Annotated in this window: 14 protein-coding genes and 1 pseudogene; all 15 read right to left on the bottom strand. The window is 40.2% G+C overall.

Features of this window, described 5'->3' with window-relative positions:
- Positions 1–160 precede the first annotated feature (160 nt).
- Positions 161–1045, bottom strand: a complete 885-nt coding sequence (locus HMPREF2701_RS01370; RefSeq protein ID WP_070481885.1) for a GNAT family N-acetyltransferase — start codon at positions 1043–1045, stop codon at positions 161–163.
- An 11-nt stretch (positions 1046–1056) separates the two neighbouring features.
- Positions 1057–1674, bottom strand: coding sequence for a serine O-acetyltransferase (cysE, locus tag HMPREF2701_RS01365; protein WP_070481883.1), 618 nt, complete (start codon positions 1672–1674; stop codon positions 1057–1059).
- Positions 1675–1689: 15 nt separating this feature from the next.
- Positions 1690–3903 carry a polyribonucleotide nucleotidyltransferase gene (gene pnp, locus HMPREF2701_RS01360; protein ID WP_070481881.1) on the bottom strand — a complete coding sequence of 738 codons (2214 nt, stop codon included), beginning with the start codon at positions 3901–3903 and terminating at the stop codon, positions 1690–1692.
- A 366-nt stretch (positions 3904–4269) separates the two neighbouring features.
- Entirely contained in the window at positions 4270–5136 is an 867-nt protein-coding gene (gene metF / locus HMPREF2701_RS01355) for a methylenetetrahydrofolate reductase [NAD(P)H] (RefSeq protein WP_070481880.1), read from the bottom strand.
- A gap of 61 nt (positions 5137–5197) precedes the next feature.
- Positions 5198–7447, bottom strand: coding sequence for a 5-methyltetrahydropteroyltriglutamate--homocysteine S-methyltransferase (gene metE, locus HMPREF2701_RS01350; protein ID WP_070481878.1), 2250 nt, complete (start codon positions 7445–7447; stop codon positions 5198–5200).
- A gap of 525 nt (positions 7448–7972) precedes the next feature.
- Entirely contained in the window at positions 7973–8266 is a 294-nt protein-coding gene (locus HMPREF2701_RS01345; protein ID WP_061590499.1) for a helix-turn-helix domain-containing protein, read from the bottom strand.
- Entirely contained in the window at positions 8256–8621 is a 366-nt protein-coding gene (locus HMPREF2701_RS01340) for a type II toxin-antitoxin system RelE/ParE family toxin (protein ID WP_000556942.1), read from the bottom strand. The genes HMPREF2701_RS01345 and HMPREF2701_RS01340 overlap by 11 nt, the downstream gene beginning before the upstream one ends.
- A 155-nt stretch (positions 8622–8776) precedes the next feature.
- Positions 8777–9142: a TIGR02328 family protein gene (locus tag HMPREF2701_RS01335; RefSeq protein ID WP_061590500.1), complete on the bottom strand. Its 366-nt coding sequence runs from the start codon at positions 9140–9142 to the stop codon at positions 8777–8779.
- Positions 9126–9530 carry a YbgA family protein gene (locus HMPREF2701_RS01330; RefSeq protein ID WP_061590501.1) on the bottom strand — a complete coding sequence of 135 codons (405 nt, stop codon included), beginning with the start codon at positions 9528–9530 and terminating at the stop codon, positions 9126–9128. Before HMPREF2701_RS01330 ends, HMPREF2701_RS01335 begins: the two co-directional genes overlap by 17 nt.
- 22 nt (positions 9531–9552) lie before the next feature.
- Positions 9553–9822 (bottom strand): annotated as a pseudogene (locus tag HMPREF2701_RS01325) (HigA family addiction module antitoxin); the annotation flags it as partial.
- 74 nt (positions 9823–9896) lie between these two features.
- Positions 9897–10670 carry a hypothetical protein gene (locus tag HMPREF2701_RS01320; protein ID WP_225902329.1) on the bottom strand — a complete coding sequence of 258 codons (774 nt, stop codon included), beginning with the start codon at positions 10668–10670 and terminating at the stop codon, positions 9897–9899.
- Complete coding sequence (locus HMPREF2701_RS01315; protein WP_225902328.1) at positions 10660–12192, bottom strand: AAA family ATPase; 1533 nt, start codon at positions 12190–12192, stop codon at positions 10660–10662. The genes HMPREF2701_RS01320 and HMPREF2701_RS01315 overlap by 11 nt, the downstream gene beginning before the upstream one ends.
- Entirely contained in the window at positions 12147–13349 is a 1203-nt protein-coding gene (locus HMPREF2701_RS01310) for a restriction endonuclease subunit S (RefSeq protein ID WP_061590231.1), read from the bottom strand. The genes HMPREF2701_RS01315 and HMPREF2701_RS01310 overlap by 46 nt, the downstream gene beginning before the upstream one ends.
- Entirely contained in the window at positions 13342–14946 is a 1605-nt protein-coding gene (locus tag HMPREF2701_RS01305; protein ID WP_061590232.1) for an HsdM family class I SAM-dependent methyltransferase, read from the bottom strand. The genes HMPREF2701_RS01310 and HMPREF2701_RS01305 overlap by 8 nt, the downstream gene beginning before the upstream one ends.
- Complete coding sequence (locus HMPREF2701_RS01300; RefSeq protein ID WP_061590233.1) at positions 14946–18008, bottom strand: type I restriction endonuclease; 3063 nt, start codon at positions 18006–18008, stop codon at positions 14946–14948. Before HMPREF2701_RS01300 ends, HMPREF2701_RS01305 begins: the two co-directional genes overlap by 1 nt.
- Positions 18009–18020 lie beyond the last annotated feature (12 nt).

The following is an 18020-nucleotide window of genomic DNA, read 5'->3' as shown; positions in this document are numbered from 1 at the left end:
AGCAGAAAGGTTCATTCTTAAACATTCAAGCACCTCTCCTGTCTACTTCCGGCTCAAGGTGTCATAGATTTTAATCATAAAATAATAGTCAGGAAAACCAAAACCCAAGAACAGTTAATTTCATCACTGACAGTTCAATTGAATTTCAGTTCGAATGTCTCTACACTTCGGAATCCCTTGCTCCTTTATCATTCAGATAAACCACCTGGCTCTGTTTGACAAAGCCAATCTTTTCATACAAACGCTTGGCACCTACATTGCTGTCCTCTACTGCAATCTGAAATTTCTTATCATTTTGCTCAATCAGTTGGTTGACTAGATATTTTGCTAAATAGCTTCCGCAGCCTTTTCCACGTTCATGTTCCGATATTGCTAAACCGTAGAAATAATTCGTATTAGTCGATAAATCAACTGTACAAGTCCCAATGACCTGACCGTTTTTTAACAAAATATATAGGCGACTTTCTGGATCCTTCAGAGCTTCAGCGACATATCTATCCACAATCTCTCTAGACTCATGTTCCTCTGAGAAAGCCTGAAATTTTAACTGACTAATTTGATCCTGATACGAACTATCTGCTAACAAAACTTCAAGATTGGAAAGCTTTTCTAACGGATAAGGTTTTCTATCCTTACCTAACCAAGTTTCTGTTTCTTCATCCTCGACCAATCCCCAGTTGCTAACAAAATCAGGATGGCGGTCTAGAAAAACACGCTCTGTCTGAAAAGTAACTGAACGAACAGGGAAAGAAGCTGTTTCTCTCTCAAAACTCGTAAACAAAGCACGCGCAATTCCCTGACGGCGATGATTGGGATGAACCAGTATCGTCACTTCCACATCTTGATCATCTGCATAGACAGTTAATAAACCAACAAGTTCGCCTTTTTCATAATAAAGGAAAAAGGCGGGCATGTTTGGATCAAAATTAAGCATGTTAGAGAGATAAGGATCACGATAGGTACCGTCATAGTTTTGGCAACAGTTAATTAGTTTTTTCGCCTCAGATAACTCCTCTTGGCTCAACTTATTTCTTGCTTGAATCATATAGCCATCCTCTACAAACCAGACGATCTGTGACTGGCATCTTTAGCCTGCTCGAGTTTATTGACGTAGTACTCTCGTTTTTCTTCGACTTCATGAATGACCGGCTCATCCTTCTTACCATGAAGGCGGACAATCTTAGCCGGAATACCGACAACTGTCACATCACTAGGTACGTCTGCCACAACAACTGCTGCAGCACCGACTTTGGCATTTTCACCGATTTCTACTGGTCCGATAACTTGAGCATGAGCCGATATGAGAGCTCCCTTTCGCACGGTCGGATGGCGTTTGCCAACATCCTTACCAGTCCCACCAAGAGTTACTCCGTGGTAAAGCATAACGCCTTTTTCAACAATCGCTGTCTCCCCAATCACCAGGCCAGATCCGTGGTCGATAAAGACACCTGAATCAATATGGGCACCTGGATGAATCTCAATCTGAGTCCAAAAGCGCCAAAACTGACTGTGCATACGAGCCAAGAGTTTAAAGCCGTGATTCCAGAGAAAATGTGAAAGACGGTGGGCCGCCAAGGCCTTGACACCTGGATAAGTCAGTAAAACCTCCAAAGTGGTGCGGGCCGCTGGATCATTTTCTTTTACGATATCAATGGTTTCGCGCCACCATCCCATACATTTCTCCTTTTCTTATTCTGAATCTTTTGGTGTTTCTGTAAATTCTTTCTTAGGTTTGTGGTCCTTGTGATGACGTGGGCGGTGAGGTCTCTCAGACTTTTCGCCTTTTTCATCACGTTCAGGTTTTGGAGGACGAGGAAGAAGAGCTTTCATAGAAGCATCCACACGTCCTTTTTCATCAATCTTGATAACCTTAACATCAACTTCATCCCCGATTGCTACCAAGTCTTCGACATTATTGGTACGCGTCCAAGCCATCTCAGAGATATGAACAAGGGCATCTGTCTTATCAAAAAGGTTAACAAAGGCACCAAATTTCTCGATACGAACGACTTTGGCACGGTAAACTTCGTCCACCTTAGCTTCACGGACCAAACCAGCAATAATCTCTTTAGCACGATTAATGGCATCTTGGTCGCTAGAGTAGATAGACACATTTCCTTCTTCGTCGATATCAATCTTAACGCCTGTTTCAGCGATAATCTTGTCGATGGTTTCTCCACCCTTACCGATGACAATCTTAATCTTGTCCACATCAATCTTGATGGTATCAATTTTCGGAGCAGTTGGAGCCAATTCTGGACGAACTTCTGGAATGGTTGCTTCAATCACATCAAGGATTTCAAAACGAGCTTTCTTGGCTTGGGCAAGAGCCTCAGTCAAGATTTCTGCAGTAATCCCTTGGATCTTGATATCCATTTGAAGGGCTGTAATCCCGTCACGAGTACCTGCAACCTTGAAGTCCATGTCTCCAAAGTGGTCTTCCAAACCTTGGATATCTGTCAAGACTGTATAGTTGTTTCCATCTGAGATGAGACCCATGGCAATCCCTGCTACTGGCGCCTTGATTGGCACACCACCAGCCATAAGGGCAAGAGTTCCCGCACAGATAGAAGCTTGAGATGAAGAACCATTTGATTCCAAGACTTCTGCTACCAGACGGATAGCGTATGGGAATTCCTCCAAGCTTGGCAAGACTTGAGCAAGTGCACGCTCACCGAGAGCACCGTGACCAATTTCACGACGACCTGGCGCACCGTAGCGTCCAGTTTCCCCTACAGAGTATTGAGGGAAGTTATAGTGGTGCATAAAGCGTTTCTTGTACTCTGGGTCCAAACCATCGATGATTTGAGTTTCACCCATCGGAGCCAAGGTCAAGACTGAAAGAGCCTGAGTTTGTCCACGAGTGAAGAGACCTGAACCGTGCACACGAGGAAGGAAGTCAACAACCGCATCCAAAGGACGGATTTCATCGACCTTACGACCGTCAGGACGCACCTTATCTTCTGTAATCAAGCGGCGCACTTCAGCGTGTTCCATTTGTTCCAAGATTTCAGCCACATCACGCATGATACGGTCAAATTCTTCGTGATCCGCATATTTTTCTTCGTAAACGGCTGTGACTTGATCTTTCACTGCTTGAGTTGCAGCTTCACGGGCCAATTTTTCTTCTACTTGAACCGCTTTTTGAAGGTCACTGTTGTAGGCTGCGATGATTTCAACTTGCAATTCAGCGTCCACATGAAGCAATTCTACTTCTGCTTTTTCTTTACCAACTGCTGCAACGATTTCTTCTTGGAAAGCAATCAATTCTTTGACTGCTTCGTGCCCTTTAAGGAGCGCTTCCAACATGATTTCTTCTGACAATTCTTTAGCACCAGACTCTACCATGTTGATAGCGTGTTTGGTACCAGCTACTGTCAATTCAAGTAGCGATTGCTCTGCTTGTTCTTGACTTGGATTGATGATGATTTGGCCATCTACATAGCCCACTTGTACCCCAGCGATTGGTCCGTCAAATGGAATATCTGAAATAGACAATGCCAATGATGAACCAAACATAGCTGCCATTGGAGCAGATGCATTTTCATCGTAAGAAAGAACCGTATTGATGACTTGGACTTCATTACGGAAACCTTCCGCAAACATAGGACGGATTGGACGGTCAATCAAACGCGCTGTCAAGGTCGCATCTGTTGATGGACGTCCTTCACGTTTCATAAAGCCACCAGGAAACTTCCCTGCCGCATACATTTTTTCTTCGTAGTTGACTTGAAGAGGGAAGAAATCCCCAGTTGCCATTTTCTTAGACATAACGGCTGCAGTCAAGACAGTTGACTCACCGTAACGCACGACAACAGAACCATTTGCCTGCTTAGCAACCTGACCAGTCTCTACAATTAATTCACGACCCGCAAAAGTCGTTTGAAACACTTGTTTTGTCATTTTAATCCCCTTTGGATTGATGAAATTATACGCCTTGCCTACAAAAATCAGGATACAAGGGGCGTGAAGAATCCCGTATGAAAATAGGAGATTGACGCAGTGTGCGATGCACACTAGGAAATCTATCTTTTTCACTAGGGATTTAGCCCGTGTTCAACTATTAGATACTTTGAAAAGTTTAAAAATATTATTCTTTAGTATTTTTCCTTTTTATAGCAGATTTGAATAGTTAAAAATCTGTTTATACCCTCATCTTTGTATCAAGTACGTACAGAGTCTATTTTATCATATTTTTCTTAAAAAGTGCGGTCTTTACCATTAAAAAGGAACCATTCCTCTCAGCTGAGAAGAATGGTTTGCTTTTTATTATCCTAGAGACTGGTGATTAAACAAGGCATGGGTTGCTTGGTGGATATATTTTGCTGTTTCTGCATTGTTCATAGTGTAGAGATGCACACCGGCAACATCCTGAGTTACCAAGTCCACGATTTGGTCCACTGCATAGGCAAGTCCTGCTGCTCTGAGCGACTCAGGGTCATGCTCATACTTGTCTAAGATGGCTTTAAATTTGCGTGGAAGGTGGATATTCTCACAAGTCTTCAAGAGGCGGAGAGCCTGATTTCGATTCAGAATTGGCATAATCCCTGCATGAATGGGAACATCAATCCCAGCCAAGATGCACTTGTCTTGGAAATCATAGAAGCGTTCATTGTCAAAGAAAAGCTGAGTTACAAGGCTCGAACAACCTGCATCCACTTTCTTCTTAAGATTTTGAATATCTGAAATCTGATTTGGTGAATCTGGATGACCTTCTGGATAGCAAGCACCAACAATATCAAAGTGAGGGGCTTGTTCCTTGATGAACTCAATCAAGTCCGTTGCGTAGCGGAAATCCTTTTGTGGTTCCACATCAGGAATAATATCCCCACGAAGAGCCAAGATTTTCTGCACCCCAACCTTGTCCAAGTCAGCAATAGTTTCAGCGACCTTGTTCTTGGTCAGATAAATAGCTGGCAAGTGAGCAATGGTTGGAATCGCCAAGTCATTTTGGATAAAGTCAGCCAAACGGACCGTCGTTTCCTTGATATTAAATTTATTATTGCTGGCAGTTACACTGATAAAGTGAGGTGCCAACTCCTGCATATCTTGAAGAGCAGAAATAATCTTATCATTACCCACGGCTGGGTTGGGAGGGAACACTTCAAATGAGAGTGACGGTGTTTGGCGTGACATAGTCCTTATCCTTTTCTTTTTGATTTCATTTTGAACAACCGTTGTAGGGAGAAATCTAATCTTACAATTTCTCACGCGCAGCTTTAGCTGCTTCAACAAGGCGGATCAAGCTTTCTTTTGTTTCTGGAATACCACGTGTTTTCAAACCACAGTCAGGGTTGATCCAAACTTTCTTGCTTGGTACTTTAGCAAGGATGGCTTCGATTGTGTTGTCGATTTCGCCTTCATTTGGCACACGAGGTGAGTGGATATCGTAAACCCCAGGTCCTACTTCTGTTTGGAAGTTTTTCGCTTTGAGTTCGTCCAAGATTTCAAGATTTGAACGGCTCGCTTCAAAGGAAATAACATCTGCATCCATGTTGTCGATAGCTGGGATGATATCTGTAAATTCTGAGTAACACATGTGAGTGTGGATTTGTGTATCTGGCGCTACTGTTGAGTGTACCAAGCGGAAGGCAGGAATTGCCCAGTCAAGGTAGTCTTCGTACCAGTCGCTACGACGAAGTGGCAATTTTTCACGAAGAGCAGCCTCGTCGATTTGGATGATTTTCACACCAGCAGCTTCAAGGTCAAGTACTTCATCCTTGATAGCAAGGGCGATTTGAAGAGTTGAATCCTTGATAGAGATGTCTTCACGTGGGAATGACCAGTTAAGAATTGTAACAGGTCCAGTCAACATACCTTTAACAGGTTTGTTTGTACGGCTTTGTGCATAGCTAGACCATTTAACAGTGATAGGGTTAAGACGAGTTACATCACCCCAGATGATTGGTGGTTTAACTCCACGCATACCGTATGATTGTACCCAACCATTTTTAGAGAAGAGGTAACCTGACAAGTTTTGACCGAAGTACTCAACCATGTCATTACGCTCAAATTCACCATGAACAAGGACATCAAAGTCGATATCTTCTTGCCATTTGATCCATTCATCAATTGTTTCAGCAAGGAAAGCATCGTACTCTTCTTGAGACAATTCACCTTTACGGTAAGCCAAACGCTTCGCACGAACTTCTTTAGTTTGAGGGAATGAACCGATAGTTGTTGTCGGAAGAGCTGGAAGTTTGAAAGCTTCTTCTTGGATAGCTTCACGTTCTGCAAAGGCTGGCAAACGAGTGTAGTCTGCGTCTGTCAAGCCAGCGATACGCGCACGAAGTTCCGCATTTTCACCAACACGCTCAGTCGCAAAGAGTTCTTTGTTAGCTGCAAGAGCTGCTTCACCTTGACCATTGCGGATAGCATCCAAGTCACGGATTTCATCCAATTTTTCAACTGCAAAGGCAAAGTGGTTCAAGATTGCTGGTTCAAATTCTTCATTAGCAGTTGTAAATGGCACATGAAGAAGTGAGCATGAGCTTGTCAAGACAATGTTTTCAACTGGAATTTGCTCAAGAACAGCCAAGCTCTTTTCGTAGTTGTTACGCCAGATGTTTTTACCATTGACAATACCTGCATAAAGAGTCTTATCAGCTGGGAAACCACCTTTAACCAATTCAAGAGTTTTCTTACCTTCAACGAAATCAAGACCGATAGCATCTACTGGCAAGTTCACAAGGTCAGCGTAAACGTCACGAACGTCTCCGAAGTAAGTTTGAAGCAAGACTTCAAGACCTTTTTTGTCAGTCAAAAGTTTGTTGTAAAGGTTCAAGAAGAGAGCTTTTTCTTCAGCTGTCAAATCTTTGACAAGAGCAGCTTCATCCAATTGGATACGAGTCGCACCAAGTTCAGCCAATTTAGCAAAAACTTCTTGGTAAGCAGCCACTAAGCTATCTACGAAGTCTTCTGCTTTCACGCCTTCTTCAAAGTCTGACAATTGAAGGAAAGTGAATGGACCTACAAGAACAGGACGAGTGTTCAATCCAAGTTCTTTTGCTTCTTGGAACTCATCAAAGATTTTGTGACCTGCAAGTTTGACTTGAGTGTCTTTTTCAAATTTAGGAACGATGTAGTGGTAGTTGGTGTTGAACCATTTCTTCATTGGAAGGGCGCGAACGTCCCCTTTTTCTCCTTGGTAACCACGACCCAAAGCGAAGTAGCGCTCAAGGTCAGACAAGTCCAAGTTTTGAACTGAAGCAGGTACCACGTTGAAGAGGAAGGCTGCGTCTAGGAAGTTGTCATAGTGAGAAAAGTCATTTGATGGAATTTCAGTGATGCCTTTTTCTTTGACGATGTTCCAGTGTTTAGCACGCAATTCTTTTGCGGCTGCAAGGAGTTCTTCTTCTGAGATTTCTTTTCTAAAGTATTTTTCAGTTGTAAATTTTAATTCGCGGAATTCGCCCAAACGAGGGAAACCGATGATTGTAGTTGACATGATGTGTCCTCCAAAATTTGTTGTTGAAACTATCTTAACAGAAAAGAAATCATCTGTATAATTGTAAAAAATTAGGCTTTGATATAGTTTGAAACTATATCTCCGTTTTAGACAAAAGAAAAAGACTTGATACAAATGCCTCAAATCCTTTGTGTAGCTTGTTTTTTAACTATATTTCAGTTAGACTGGACAAACACGTTATTAGTAATTCTTATAAGTGACTATGAATTGTTATTAGAAAAGACTATAGGTTGATTTTTCTTTTGTAATTCTGATATTTCCCTGAAAAAGTGCGGACGGGTGCAACTTACTTCGTAATTTCATCCCTAATTTTTGAGCCAGAATGTCTCAAAAATCCCGTTCTAGATAATAATAAATTATTATCTAGAATACCAATATAGCGGGAAATAGCCGCTAAAAGCTCACTTCGTTCGCAATTGATATAAATAAAGCATAATTTTTCTATATTATACACTTGAGGCACTATAACTGTTAAATTTGTTAAAGTTTTCCAACCTCTTCCTATCAACTCCTTCTCTGTTCAAGTGGGACGACTGCTAATGTCTTTCCTAAACTGGCTAAGACTTTTAATACTGTATCCAACTGAGGGCTGGTCTTGCCTGTTTCCATCCTAGCTATGACAGGCTGGCTCACTCCACTGAGTTCCTCTAGCTTTTTCTGGCTGATTCCTTGCTCATGTCTGGCTTCAATCAACTCACTCATGATAGCCACTCGCATATCACTTTCAAGTATTTCCTCCTTGGTAAAGAGTTCTGACCTGACATCCTTCCAGTTACTCCCAATAGCACTATTCTTCATCACTTACCCCTCTTTCTTTTAAGTCCTTCAGTTCACGCTTGGCTTTTTCAATTTCTCTTCTAGGAGTTTTCTGAGTCTTTTTGACAAAATGATGTAAAAGAACAAAACTACCATCAAGCCACGCTACAAATAAAATTCGATCTCTCAAAGGTCTTAGTTCCCATATCTCATCTTCCAAGTGTTTCATATAGGGTTCCCCAGCTCTGGTCCCTTGCTGACTAAGTAACTCGATATAGTCATTTAGTTTATTGAGTTTGATGCGGCTATCCTTACTTTTACGACAGGCCAATTCTCTCATATAATCCAAGACTGGCTCATTTCCATTTTTGTCCTTATAGAAGTAAATCGTATGCACCTAGCAATCTCTTTCTAATTTAATTATAACTCAAAAGTTATTAAAAGTAAATCCTAACATTCATAAAAAGAAGGCCTTAGAAAAATTCCAAAGGTCTCATCTTTATTATTCGAAAAAATACGAGAAGAGTTATAAATTGAAGGCAATCCTTACTATTATTCCAGCTCTATCCCCTTCTCTCGGAGATTTGCCAGACACTCCTCATAGTAGGTTGCGTCATGTTCGCTGTATATAGGACTAGTCAACTTTTCCTCTACTAATTCTTGATAAGGAGGGCAGGTCTTACCACGATAGTTTTTATCCAACCACTCTGGACTGACATTGTAGCCACGGTCAGCCATCTCCTCCATAATCAAGCGATGATAGGCATAGAGACGATAGGGCGAGTGGGTAAAGACATAGTCCACCGTCGCATGCTTTTTCCCCCAGCCATTGCCACGCAGGGCGCAGCACTCTCGATGTTGCCCCAAAAGTTGCGGACGGGGAAGTTGTGAAATCAGAGCCTCATGCCAAAGTCTCATGGGAATCTCCTTTCAACAAGGTAGAATTTTGTAGATAAGCATTTGGGTAAAGTTCAAGCAACTCCCTCGTCTTAGCAATCAAGTCTTCCTTAGAAGCTTGACCAAAGCGGTAGCTATCCAGCAAGAGCATGTAGTCCTTACGCTCAGCATCTGTCGCTTTCTTTTTGAAATAGCCCCAAATATGCTGAAAAGCATTGCAAATCTGACCCCTGTGTTCTGGAATCTGGCAGGCATGATCGATCAGTTCTTGAACATGACTTACCTCCACCTCTTCATTCTTGAGATACTGACGAATCTCATTGTAAATATTGCTGGAATGGCTCAAAACAAGGTATTTATTTTCCGCCCAGAGTTGCTGGCAAAGGGCACGTTGGTTGTTATTATTCATATTTGAGATTATACCATGTTTACTCTATGATTTCCGCAATTTTTACATCGTAGATACTTTGAAGATTGAGCCAAGTTATCATCGAGATATTAGTGATCTCTGCTAACTTCCGAGCAATATCATTACTAATTGATTCCTCACCATTCACTAATTTACCGATTTTCATTTCAGAAATCCCTAAACGATCCGCAAATTCTTTTTGAGTTACGTTATAATCTTCAATTAACTCTTCAACGTATTGACCTGGATGAAAAGCAATTAGGTCTTTGTATTCAACAATTTTATTACTCATAGTGATTACTGACCTCCTCTATTTTTAGAATTTCGATTTCTTGCCGACTAGAAATAACTCCAAAAGTATCAGTCCTATACATTGCTCTCCATTTTTTTATCCTTGTAGGATTGAATCTTGTCAAATAATATAGCCAAATTAGAATATCCTTGCATCATTTCATGCTGTTTTATAAATTCCCAGCTTTCTTCATAATCGTCTGCTGGGCATCTGCTCTTGAAAAATGCTAAAATCTCATCTAATCCCTCGTCACCTTTTTCATCATACTGGTCAATAAAATTATCAGCAGCTTCCTGCTTTTCATAATCTGGTAATAATTTTTCAAATAAAACATGCTCTAAATTGACAGAATTATAATATACATAACAAGAAACTTGTATTCTATTGATTGTGAGTGACTCACCTTCTTTTAACAACTGAGCAAGTTTTCTAGACTTTCTTTGTCTAGTTTCTACTATCTCGACTTTTTTTTCTTGTGTCGGAAATAATAGTCTTTGAGTTTCTATATCATATTGAAATGAATCTTTTGGTTCGATAGAACTATCAATCACTAGAGACATTGGATCGATATATATTCCATCAGTGTCTGTGACAAAAGCAACAAAAAGTAAATCCTTTGCTTTCAATTTCTTTTTATCCAATTCCTCAGTAATTCTATCACTTGCAATTTTAGGACCAGACGAAAGAGAATATCTTCTATCAGAAAAAACATCCCCGTATATTACTTTTAGTGTAATATGTAACTGATTCAATTGTTTTACTAATGAGTCTGTCACAAAACCTACTACAGTTTCATCAGATTCACCCTCTACGAATATTAGAATAACCTTTCTACTTTTATTTGCCAAGTTTCATACCTGCCTTTCTCAAAGCACGTTTAATTTTACTATTAGATACTCCTTGGTAGAGTTCTTCCGCTTGACCTCCAACCTGTATAGCTCGCAAATAGGTATCTCTCAAATTATTACTTGGTTTTATCCCTGTAAGTCGAATATAACGATTTGTAGGAGAAGTTGTTGAAAACACAACTTTATAAGAAGGAAGCTTCTCTAAAACACGCAAATTATGAGAGGTAAAAATGAGTTGTCCCTTAGCACTTTCAGAAAAAATTTCAATTAGTTCCCCAAGTAGATATTCAAATACTCCAGCATCCAATTCGTCTATAATAGCTATAATATTTTCCTTATTATAGACCTCTACCAAGAATCCAAGCATACTAATAATCTTACGTATACCTTCTGATTCATGTTTTAAAGAAAATCTCTTACCTGCACGATTAGAAATGAAGTTGACTTTTTTATATTTTTCTCCATCTGAATGGGTCTCTGTTTCCCCAGTTTCCATTTCAAGTGTCAAGTCAGGTATAATAATAGGAACAATTTCATTCAAATAAGTAATTGTCCCATCATATACAGGATAAAGTTCTTCAGGTATTGAAAATCCACCATTTTGAAGAGACATTGGAATAATTCCTTGAAAACTAAGATGAGATTCACGGTTATGATAGTTGATTGTCACTGGAGTGACTTCTCCACCTGTCATACTAGATAATTCCTGATTAAATATCCTTAAATTTTGACAGAATTCCTCCATTACTCCATATATTTCAACAAGAGTAGAGAGTTCTTTCTTTCCTGATGCAGTGATGAAAGAACGTAATTCATTTGAAAAAAGGAAGGAACGATTATCATCAGTAATAGTTTTTGTTAATACACTAATCGCATCTTTCCCCATAATGCTTCTTTGAGATTTTAAAGTCCCTGTGTGTTGAGGTTTCACAGAATCAAAATTACTTCCCTCATACTCATATCTCATTAGATAACGATATCTAGCACCACTTTCTAAGGGTCTATAGCCAATCTCTTCTTTTATTACTATTATATCTTGACTACCTGTAGGCTCACTTGCAGCAAACTTTACTTTATACCAAATATTATAACGTTCTGGGACTTCTAACTCTAGGGTAATGTTATTTTCACCCACTTTGTCTATAGCATTAAAGATACCCTTTTTATGAGGTGGAATAGACCCACCTCTTATTAAAGCAGCCAATACTTCAAATACATCTACAACTGCAGTTTTCCCGGATCCATTCTGACCGTAAATACCCGTAACATTGATAAAGTCTGATTTATTCTGAAAATCTATCACTCCATATTGAACGTTTTTTATGTTTTCTATAACAATACTCTTTAACTTCACCATAGATTCCAGCTCCTTATTTCCCAATTTTAATCTATTATACCAAAAAAAGTCATTTTGTATGACTTTTTTTATTATATTTTTTAAAAAAGTTTGTTTTATTTTTAAAAAAGGAAATTCCCCTACTCCACCTTCACCTGTCCATTCATCAGCATTGGCAAGAGCCAATCGCGAAGTTGGATGAGTTCTTGGTTTTGTTGTTCATTATTTTCTACTTCAAAATAATAATTTATCGTCATTGAATGATACTTTTTTAGTACCTCATTCTTTGGAACAAGTATATACAATTTATCAATCTGTGGTACAGTCAACTGTCGTTGAACAGACCCTGAATTTTCAAATTGGATAGACTTTAAAAAATTCTCAATATAGCCAATCATTTTTTCTTCCTTAGGTGTTACAGAAATTAGCCTTATAATCGGGAAAAATGACGAAAATCTCCTCTGGATGTATCCAATTGTACCTCTTGCAGAAACTGTAAGACTCTTTTTGTGAATGGTTGCTTTATTAGTATAGCCATAAAGACCCTTGTTATCAAGTCCGTTTGAGTATATTGGAAATGGAGTTTCTTTGCTTTGTATTTCTGAAATATTACTAGGTTTATCTCCGCCAGCTTTTAGATAAGCCACATCCCCCAACTTCTCCACTCCCCACCCCTCTGGGATTTCTCGTTTGAGTTCTGGATGATAGACCATCTTTCCGCCTGATGATTTGTAGGGGTTGCCATTCTGGTCTGGGAAATCAAACTGCACAAACCAGTAGTCATAGAGGGTCTTAGCCATGGCTTCCAACTCTTGGTTGATTTGGTTGTTGATTTGGATTTTATCATCAATTGCTGAAAGTATGTTTGCAATTTTATCTTGACTCTCTCTGGGTAATAAATCCAATTCTATTGAATTCATAATTTTTGTGTTCAACGATGGCATTGTTGCTCCAACTGCCAGATTCATCATCATCTTTTTGAAACTATTTTGTTTGAAATAATAAGATAAATATCTAGGGTTAACTTTATTTTTATCAGCTCGTACCCTTATACATCTACCTGAAAACATCCAACCTTCATGATTTTTATCAACGTAGACATTTCTATCAATAGATCCTACCCTGCTAAAAACAATGTCTCCTTCAATTAAGATGTATTTACTTAATCTCTTTGTATCAGCTTCAGATATGAAAGGAAGATTTTGATGTGTAAAATTTGTATCTCCCAAATGTTCTACTGTTACTATAGGAGTTCCTTCGCTAACATAATCTTCCTCATGTAATTGGCTACCAAAAGGACCCGTTTGAGAAATAGCAATATCCCCTAAAATTACTCTAGTCATACTTCAACCCTTTCATCTGCTCTTCAATCTCCTGCTCCAAGGCATGCGATTGCTGGAAGAGGTCAGAGAGTTTGTTTTGAAAGACTGTCATCTTTGCTTCAAACTCTTCTGCTGTGATATCCACATAGTCGATCTTAATGTCAAAGTATTGACCTGCGCTGAGAGAGTAGTTTTTCTCCTTGATATCCTCATAAGAGACAGTAACAGAAAAGTCCTCGACGGCTTCTTTCTGGATAAAGGTTTCGACGATCTTCTGCTCTTCCTCAGGAGAGAGCACGGTCTTTTGGTTCTTGCCTTCCTTGACCTTGGTTCCGAGGTTTGAGGCATCGATGAGGACGACATCGCCCTTGTTTTTCTTATCGATAAAGAGGATGGAGACGTTGGTACCTGTCGTTGCAAAGATATTAGACGGCATGGAAACGACACCTGCCAGCATTTGATTGTCCACCAAGTGTTGGCGGATGGTTTTGTCAATCCCTGACTGGGCCGTGATAAAGCCTGTCGGTAGGACTACGGCTGCCTGACCGTCTGGTTTCAAGGAGTAGATGATATGCTGAACAAAGAGCTCATAGATAGCCATCTTGTCCTTAGACTTAGCTGGAACCTTTGGCACACCTGCAAAGAAACGCTCACTGGCTTCTGGCAAGCTTTCCACTCGGTCACGCCACTCTGAAAAGTCTAGCTTGAAAGGCGGGTTAGACACGATATAGTCCATCTTTTCAGGATGACGATTGGCGATGATGGTATTTCCCTGCACGATATTATGGATAGAGTGTTGGAGGCCATTCAAAATCAGATTGAGACGAAGGAGATTGGATGACTTTTGCGAGATATCCTGACTATAGACAGTGGTCTTATCCACACCGATACGACTAGCCAGGTTCATCAGCAAGGTTCCAGAACCAGCAGACGGGTCATAAATCCGCACGTTTGATGGCTGGTCATTCCCCACCAGGATATCAGCGATAATCTTAGCCACAGAGTGAGGTGTGTAGTACTCGGCATACTTGCCACCGCCATCTTTGTTGTAGTCCTTGATCATGTACTCAAAGAGGGTAGAGAAAAAGTCGAAACCTTGTGAAAAAATGGTCTCATCAAACTTAACACGCGCAAGGAGATTGATGATGGCTTTTGCCACTTCGTTACGCTTACTGCTATCTGAGATGGTATCTGTAATCAAGCGTTCATCAAAGAGACGAATAGCCGTGTCTCCGTCTGTATGCACAGAGAAAATATCGTTATTGTCAATGGCGATTTGGTTGAGGGTATTTTCAAAACTCTCGTAGAAAGTCGCTTCATTTTGCTGACGGTGAAGCGTTTCGATCAACTGGTCAGACTTGAGCCAAGCCGTACTGGTACCGATATCCTCCAAGAGCCAGTCGTAGTCATCTTCACCCATTGACAACAAGTTTTCATAAGTGTTGGATTCATCCAGCAACTTGGCTTGATATAAAAACTTATCATTTAAAAACTTGTAGAGGAAGGACTGGGTAAGGAGTTTGTACTCACCCGCTTCCCCTCCTAGTCCTGCATGAGTAAAGACTGCTTTCAAATCATCTACCAAGTCTTGGACTTGGATTTTATATGTTTCATTCATTAGTGTTGGTATTCCTCTTCATATCCTTCAAATAGCGACTCGACGATATCGTTAAAAACCTGTCTTGTCAAATCACTTGCAGATTGGGTGGTTTTCATTGAAATTCGAGCGACTTCTCGAATCATTTTCTTGAAGAAGTCCTCATTATCGAGCACTCCTTGATTTTGACCGATTTTGTGGTCCAGTACAACTTTAGAATCTTTAATGACATGATAAACTGCTGGGTACTCGCTTACCATAGTCGAGTTGGTTACGTGTTTGTAGGAACGCGCCGCCATTTCATCTCCGCCAAAATTCATTGTCAAACGTCTCATATGAGTATGATAATCTTCCACTGACTTAAAGAGCTCTTCATACTCTTTTTGAATTTCTTTGATGTTTTCCATAGTATAGCCTTCTTGCCCATGTATTAAGTGTTTTTTCATGATGCGCTGGAATTCTTCGTAGAGAAAAACCCACTCAGGATCTTTCTCATCACGCTGTTTTATGATACCTCCAGCAACTCGACGCTTCAAATCTTCTAAATCATTGGCTGCTAGACGGAGTTCTTCCTCCGCAATCTTGACAAAACTAAAACTAGTCTCAGACATAGCAAGATTTAAAAGGGTGCGACTAGAAAAATCATCTGGCTTATCTATCAGGGACAAGGTCAGCAAGCGTCTTGAGATGACATTGAGCAGAGTTGCAATCTGAGCAATATCAATCTGCTTAATCAAATGGTCATAACCAAGTAAGCGGGCGATATTATAGTACTGCTTAACCGATTCCAAAGCTTTTCGTAGTTCATTTAGTTGCTTTCTATCTTTGATATCATCAATTGATTGAGAAAAGAACTCTAGATTAGAGGTTGGATAGTCCATGAGGATGCGCTCTGTCTTGCTGAGTTCCTGAGAAATTTCCTCAGCTGGCACAAAGAGTGAACCAAACACATCCTCTCCATTTTCCCCAGTCAGGGTTGTATCATACTCTTGATTGAGTTCTTCTAGATAAGCACGATTGGTTTTGTCAAATTCTTTAGAAATATCCGCAAAATCAACTACATAGCCAAATAGATAGTCCTTGTAAGGACGATTCACACGAGTCAAAGTCTGGAGAAGGTTATGTGCCTTAATCTTGCGTCCTAGATAGAGACGCTTGAGGCGGGGAGCATCAAAACCTGTCAGGAGCATGGAATAGACGATAATGAGGTCAATCTTACCTTCCTTATAGGCATCCACCTTTTCCTTTTTCTCTTCCTTGTCTCCCTCATCATGGAGGATGAGAGCAGAGGTCAAGTTGGTTGTTCCAGCTTTGCGTCGTTCTTCTAACTTTTTTTCAAGCTCACGCGCCTGCTTGGACGAATCACAGACAATCATACCACCAATGGTCTGGTCATCAAAAACCAAATCACGCGCACGATTAAAGTCCTCCAGAATAAAATCAAGCATTGGTTCCACATAGTGCGGATGAGCAAAGATATCTTCTTTGGATAAATCCCCACGTTGGATTTCTTCATTGATGGCTCTGAGATTATCTTTATAGGACGTCTCGATATCTTCTCGCATCAAACGCAAGGTAAAACCATCATCTATAGACTGATTGTAGTAGTATTTATGGATATAGTCCCCAAAAATATCACGTGTGGTCGCATGACTCTCCTTGGTCTTACCATCTTTCTTGTAGGTAATCAAGGGGGTCCCAGTCAAGGCAATCTTGATCGCATTGGTATCTGCCTGATAGAGATTTGGCAGGTAGGAACCTCGTTCGTTATAAGAGCGATGGGCTTCATCGATAAAGTAGATATTTTGACGATTGAGATCATAGCCAGAGCGGTCGGTCAGGTCTGAATCATCTTTAAACTTCTGAATATTGACAACGGCGACATCATAGCCGTCTTGTTTTTGATTGAGTTCTCGAGGATTGTTGATTCGCTTAACTTTTAGACCTCTTTTGGTAAATTCCTTAAAGGCTTGGTCTGCCAAATCCAAGCGATCAACGACAAAGTAAAACTGAGGGACAATCCCCTGTTTTGAAAAATAATTGGTCAGATAGCGGATATTGAAGAAAGCCAGGGCAGTCTTACCTGAGCCCTGTGTATGCCAGATAACACCTTTTTTGACACCTTTTGCGATGGTTTCTTCGATAGCTCTTGTCGCAAAGTATTGCGGATAGCGCATGACATGCTTCTGCAATTGTATCTGCCCTTCCTTGCTTTCTTCTTCTACATAAACCAGCCCAAAGCGAAGCATGAAAAGCAGGCGTTCTTTTTGATACAAAGATGATAGGAAAGTATTGCAGGGAGTGTCGGGCTGTAAGTTTGTTGTAAATTCTGGTTGAGATTTGAGAGCAAAACGCTTCACATCCTCAAGTACGAAATCAATTTGTTCATCTCTTAAAGGTACAATTGATTTCAGAAAATCTACTTCTCTTTCTTCCTTGAAAGCATTAAACTTGGTTTTTGAATAGGCATTTGAACCGTAGTAAGAACCCTGTTTTTGTTGACCTTGACCACTGATATAAGGTAAATTATCTGATAAAGCTATCAATTGGGTAATGTTGTTAAAACGACGGAACTTACGATTTTCAAAACGGTATCTAGTTCTATCCTGTTCGGACTGAATTCCTGTCTTTCCATCTCGGATAGCATTGGGTTGTTTAACTTCGATATAAGAAAGGGGAAGTCCATTGATAAACACAACTATATCTGGACGAAATTCATCTTGTCCATTTTGACAAGTGACCTCAAGCGCCAGATGGAAGGTATTGGCTTCAGGATTTTCCCAATCGATATAAACAGCACCTTCTTGTCCCTGTATCCTTTTAAAGAAGGAGCGCCCTAAATCATTTTGATCCAGTTCCAGCTTGATATTGGCCAATTCTCTCTCAAAATCTTCATCTGTTAAATAGTTATTAAATGTTAAAAATTGCTCCTTAAAAACAGATACAAGAATATTGGTATCTGGATCTCTTTCTGCAATTTCCTTCCCATTGCGAGGAAGATAGGTATAGCCCATACGCATGAGATGCAGAGCTGCTGGGATTTGTACTCTTGTTAATTCAGAAAAATCTTTTCGTCTTGCCATAAAAACTTCCTT

The organism is Streptococcus sp. HMSC077D04, assembly GCF_001808785.1.
Classification (GTDB): Bacteria; Bacillota; Bacilli; order Lactobacillales; family Streptococcaceae; genus Streptococcus; species Streptococcus mitis_BX.
The sequence above is the reverse complement of the archived record's forward strand: the minus strand, read 5'-3'. Positions and strand labels throughout refer to the sequence as shown.

Bases quoted from the DNA above. Each gene is read 5' to 3' on its own strand.
- HMPREF2701_RS01370 (WP_070481885.1), bottom strand. From the start codon at position 1,045: ATGATTCAAGCAAGAAATAAGTTGAGCCAAGAGGAGTTATCTGAGGCG.
- cysE (WP_070481883.1), bottom strand. From the start codon at position 1,674: ATGGGATGGTGGCGCGAAACCATTGATATCGTAAAAGAAAATGATCCA.
- pnp (WP_070481881.1), bottom strand. From the start codon at position 3,903: ATGACAAAACAAGTGTTTCAAACGACTTTTGCGGGTCGTGAATTAATT.
- metF (WP_070481880.1), bottom strand. From the start codon at position 5,136: ATGTCACGCCAAACACCGTCACTCTCATTTGAAGTGTTCCCTCCCAAC.
- metE (WP_070481878.1), bottom strand. From the start codon at position 7,447: ATGTCAACTACAATCATCGGTTTCCCTCGTTTGGGCGAATTCCGCGAA.
- HMPREF2701_RS01345 (WP_061590499.1), bottom strand. From the start codon at position 8,266: ATGAAGAATAGTGCTATTGGGAGTAACTGGAAGGATGTCAGGTCAGAA.
- HMPREF2701_RS01335 (WP_061590500.1), bottom strand. From the start codon at position 9,142: ATGAGACTTTGGCATGAGGCTCTGATTTCACAACTTCCCCGTCCGCAA.
- HMPREF2701_RS01330 (WP_061590501.1), bottom strand. From the start codon at position 9,530: ATGAATAATAACAACCAACGTGCCCTTTGCCAGCAACTCTGGGCGGAA.
- HMPREF2701_RS01310 (WP_061590231.1), bottom strand. From the start codon at position 13,349: ATGACTAGAGTAATTTTAGGGGATATTGCTATTTCTCAAACGGGTCCT.
- HMPREF2701_RS01305 (WP_061590232.1), bottom strand. From the start codon at position 14,946: ATGAATGAAACATATAAAATCCAAGTCCAAGACTTGGTAGATGATTTG.
- HMPREF2701_RS01300 (WP_061590233.1), bottom strand. From the start codon at position 18,008: ATGGCAAGACGAAAAGATTTTTCTGAATTAACAAGAGTACAAATCCCA.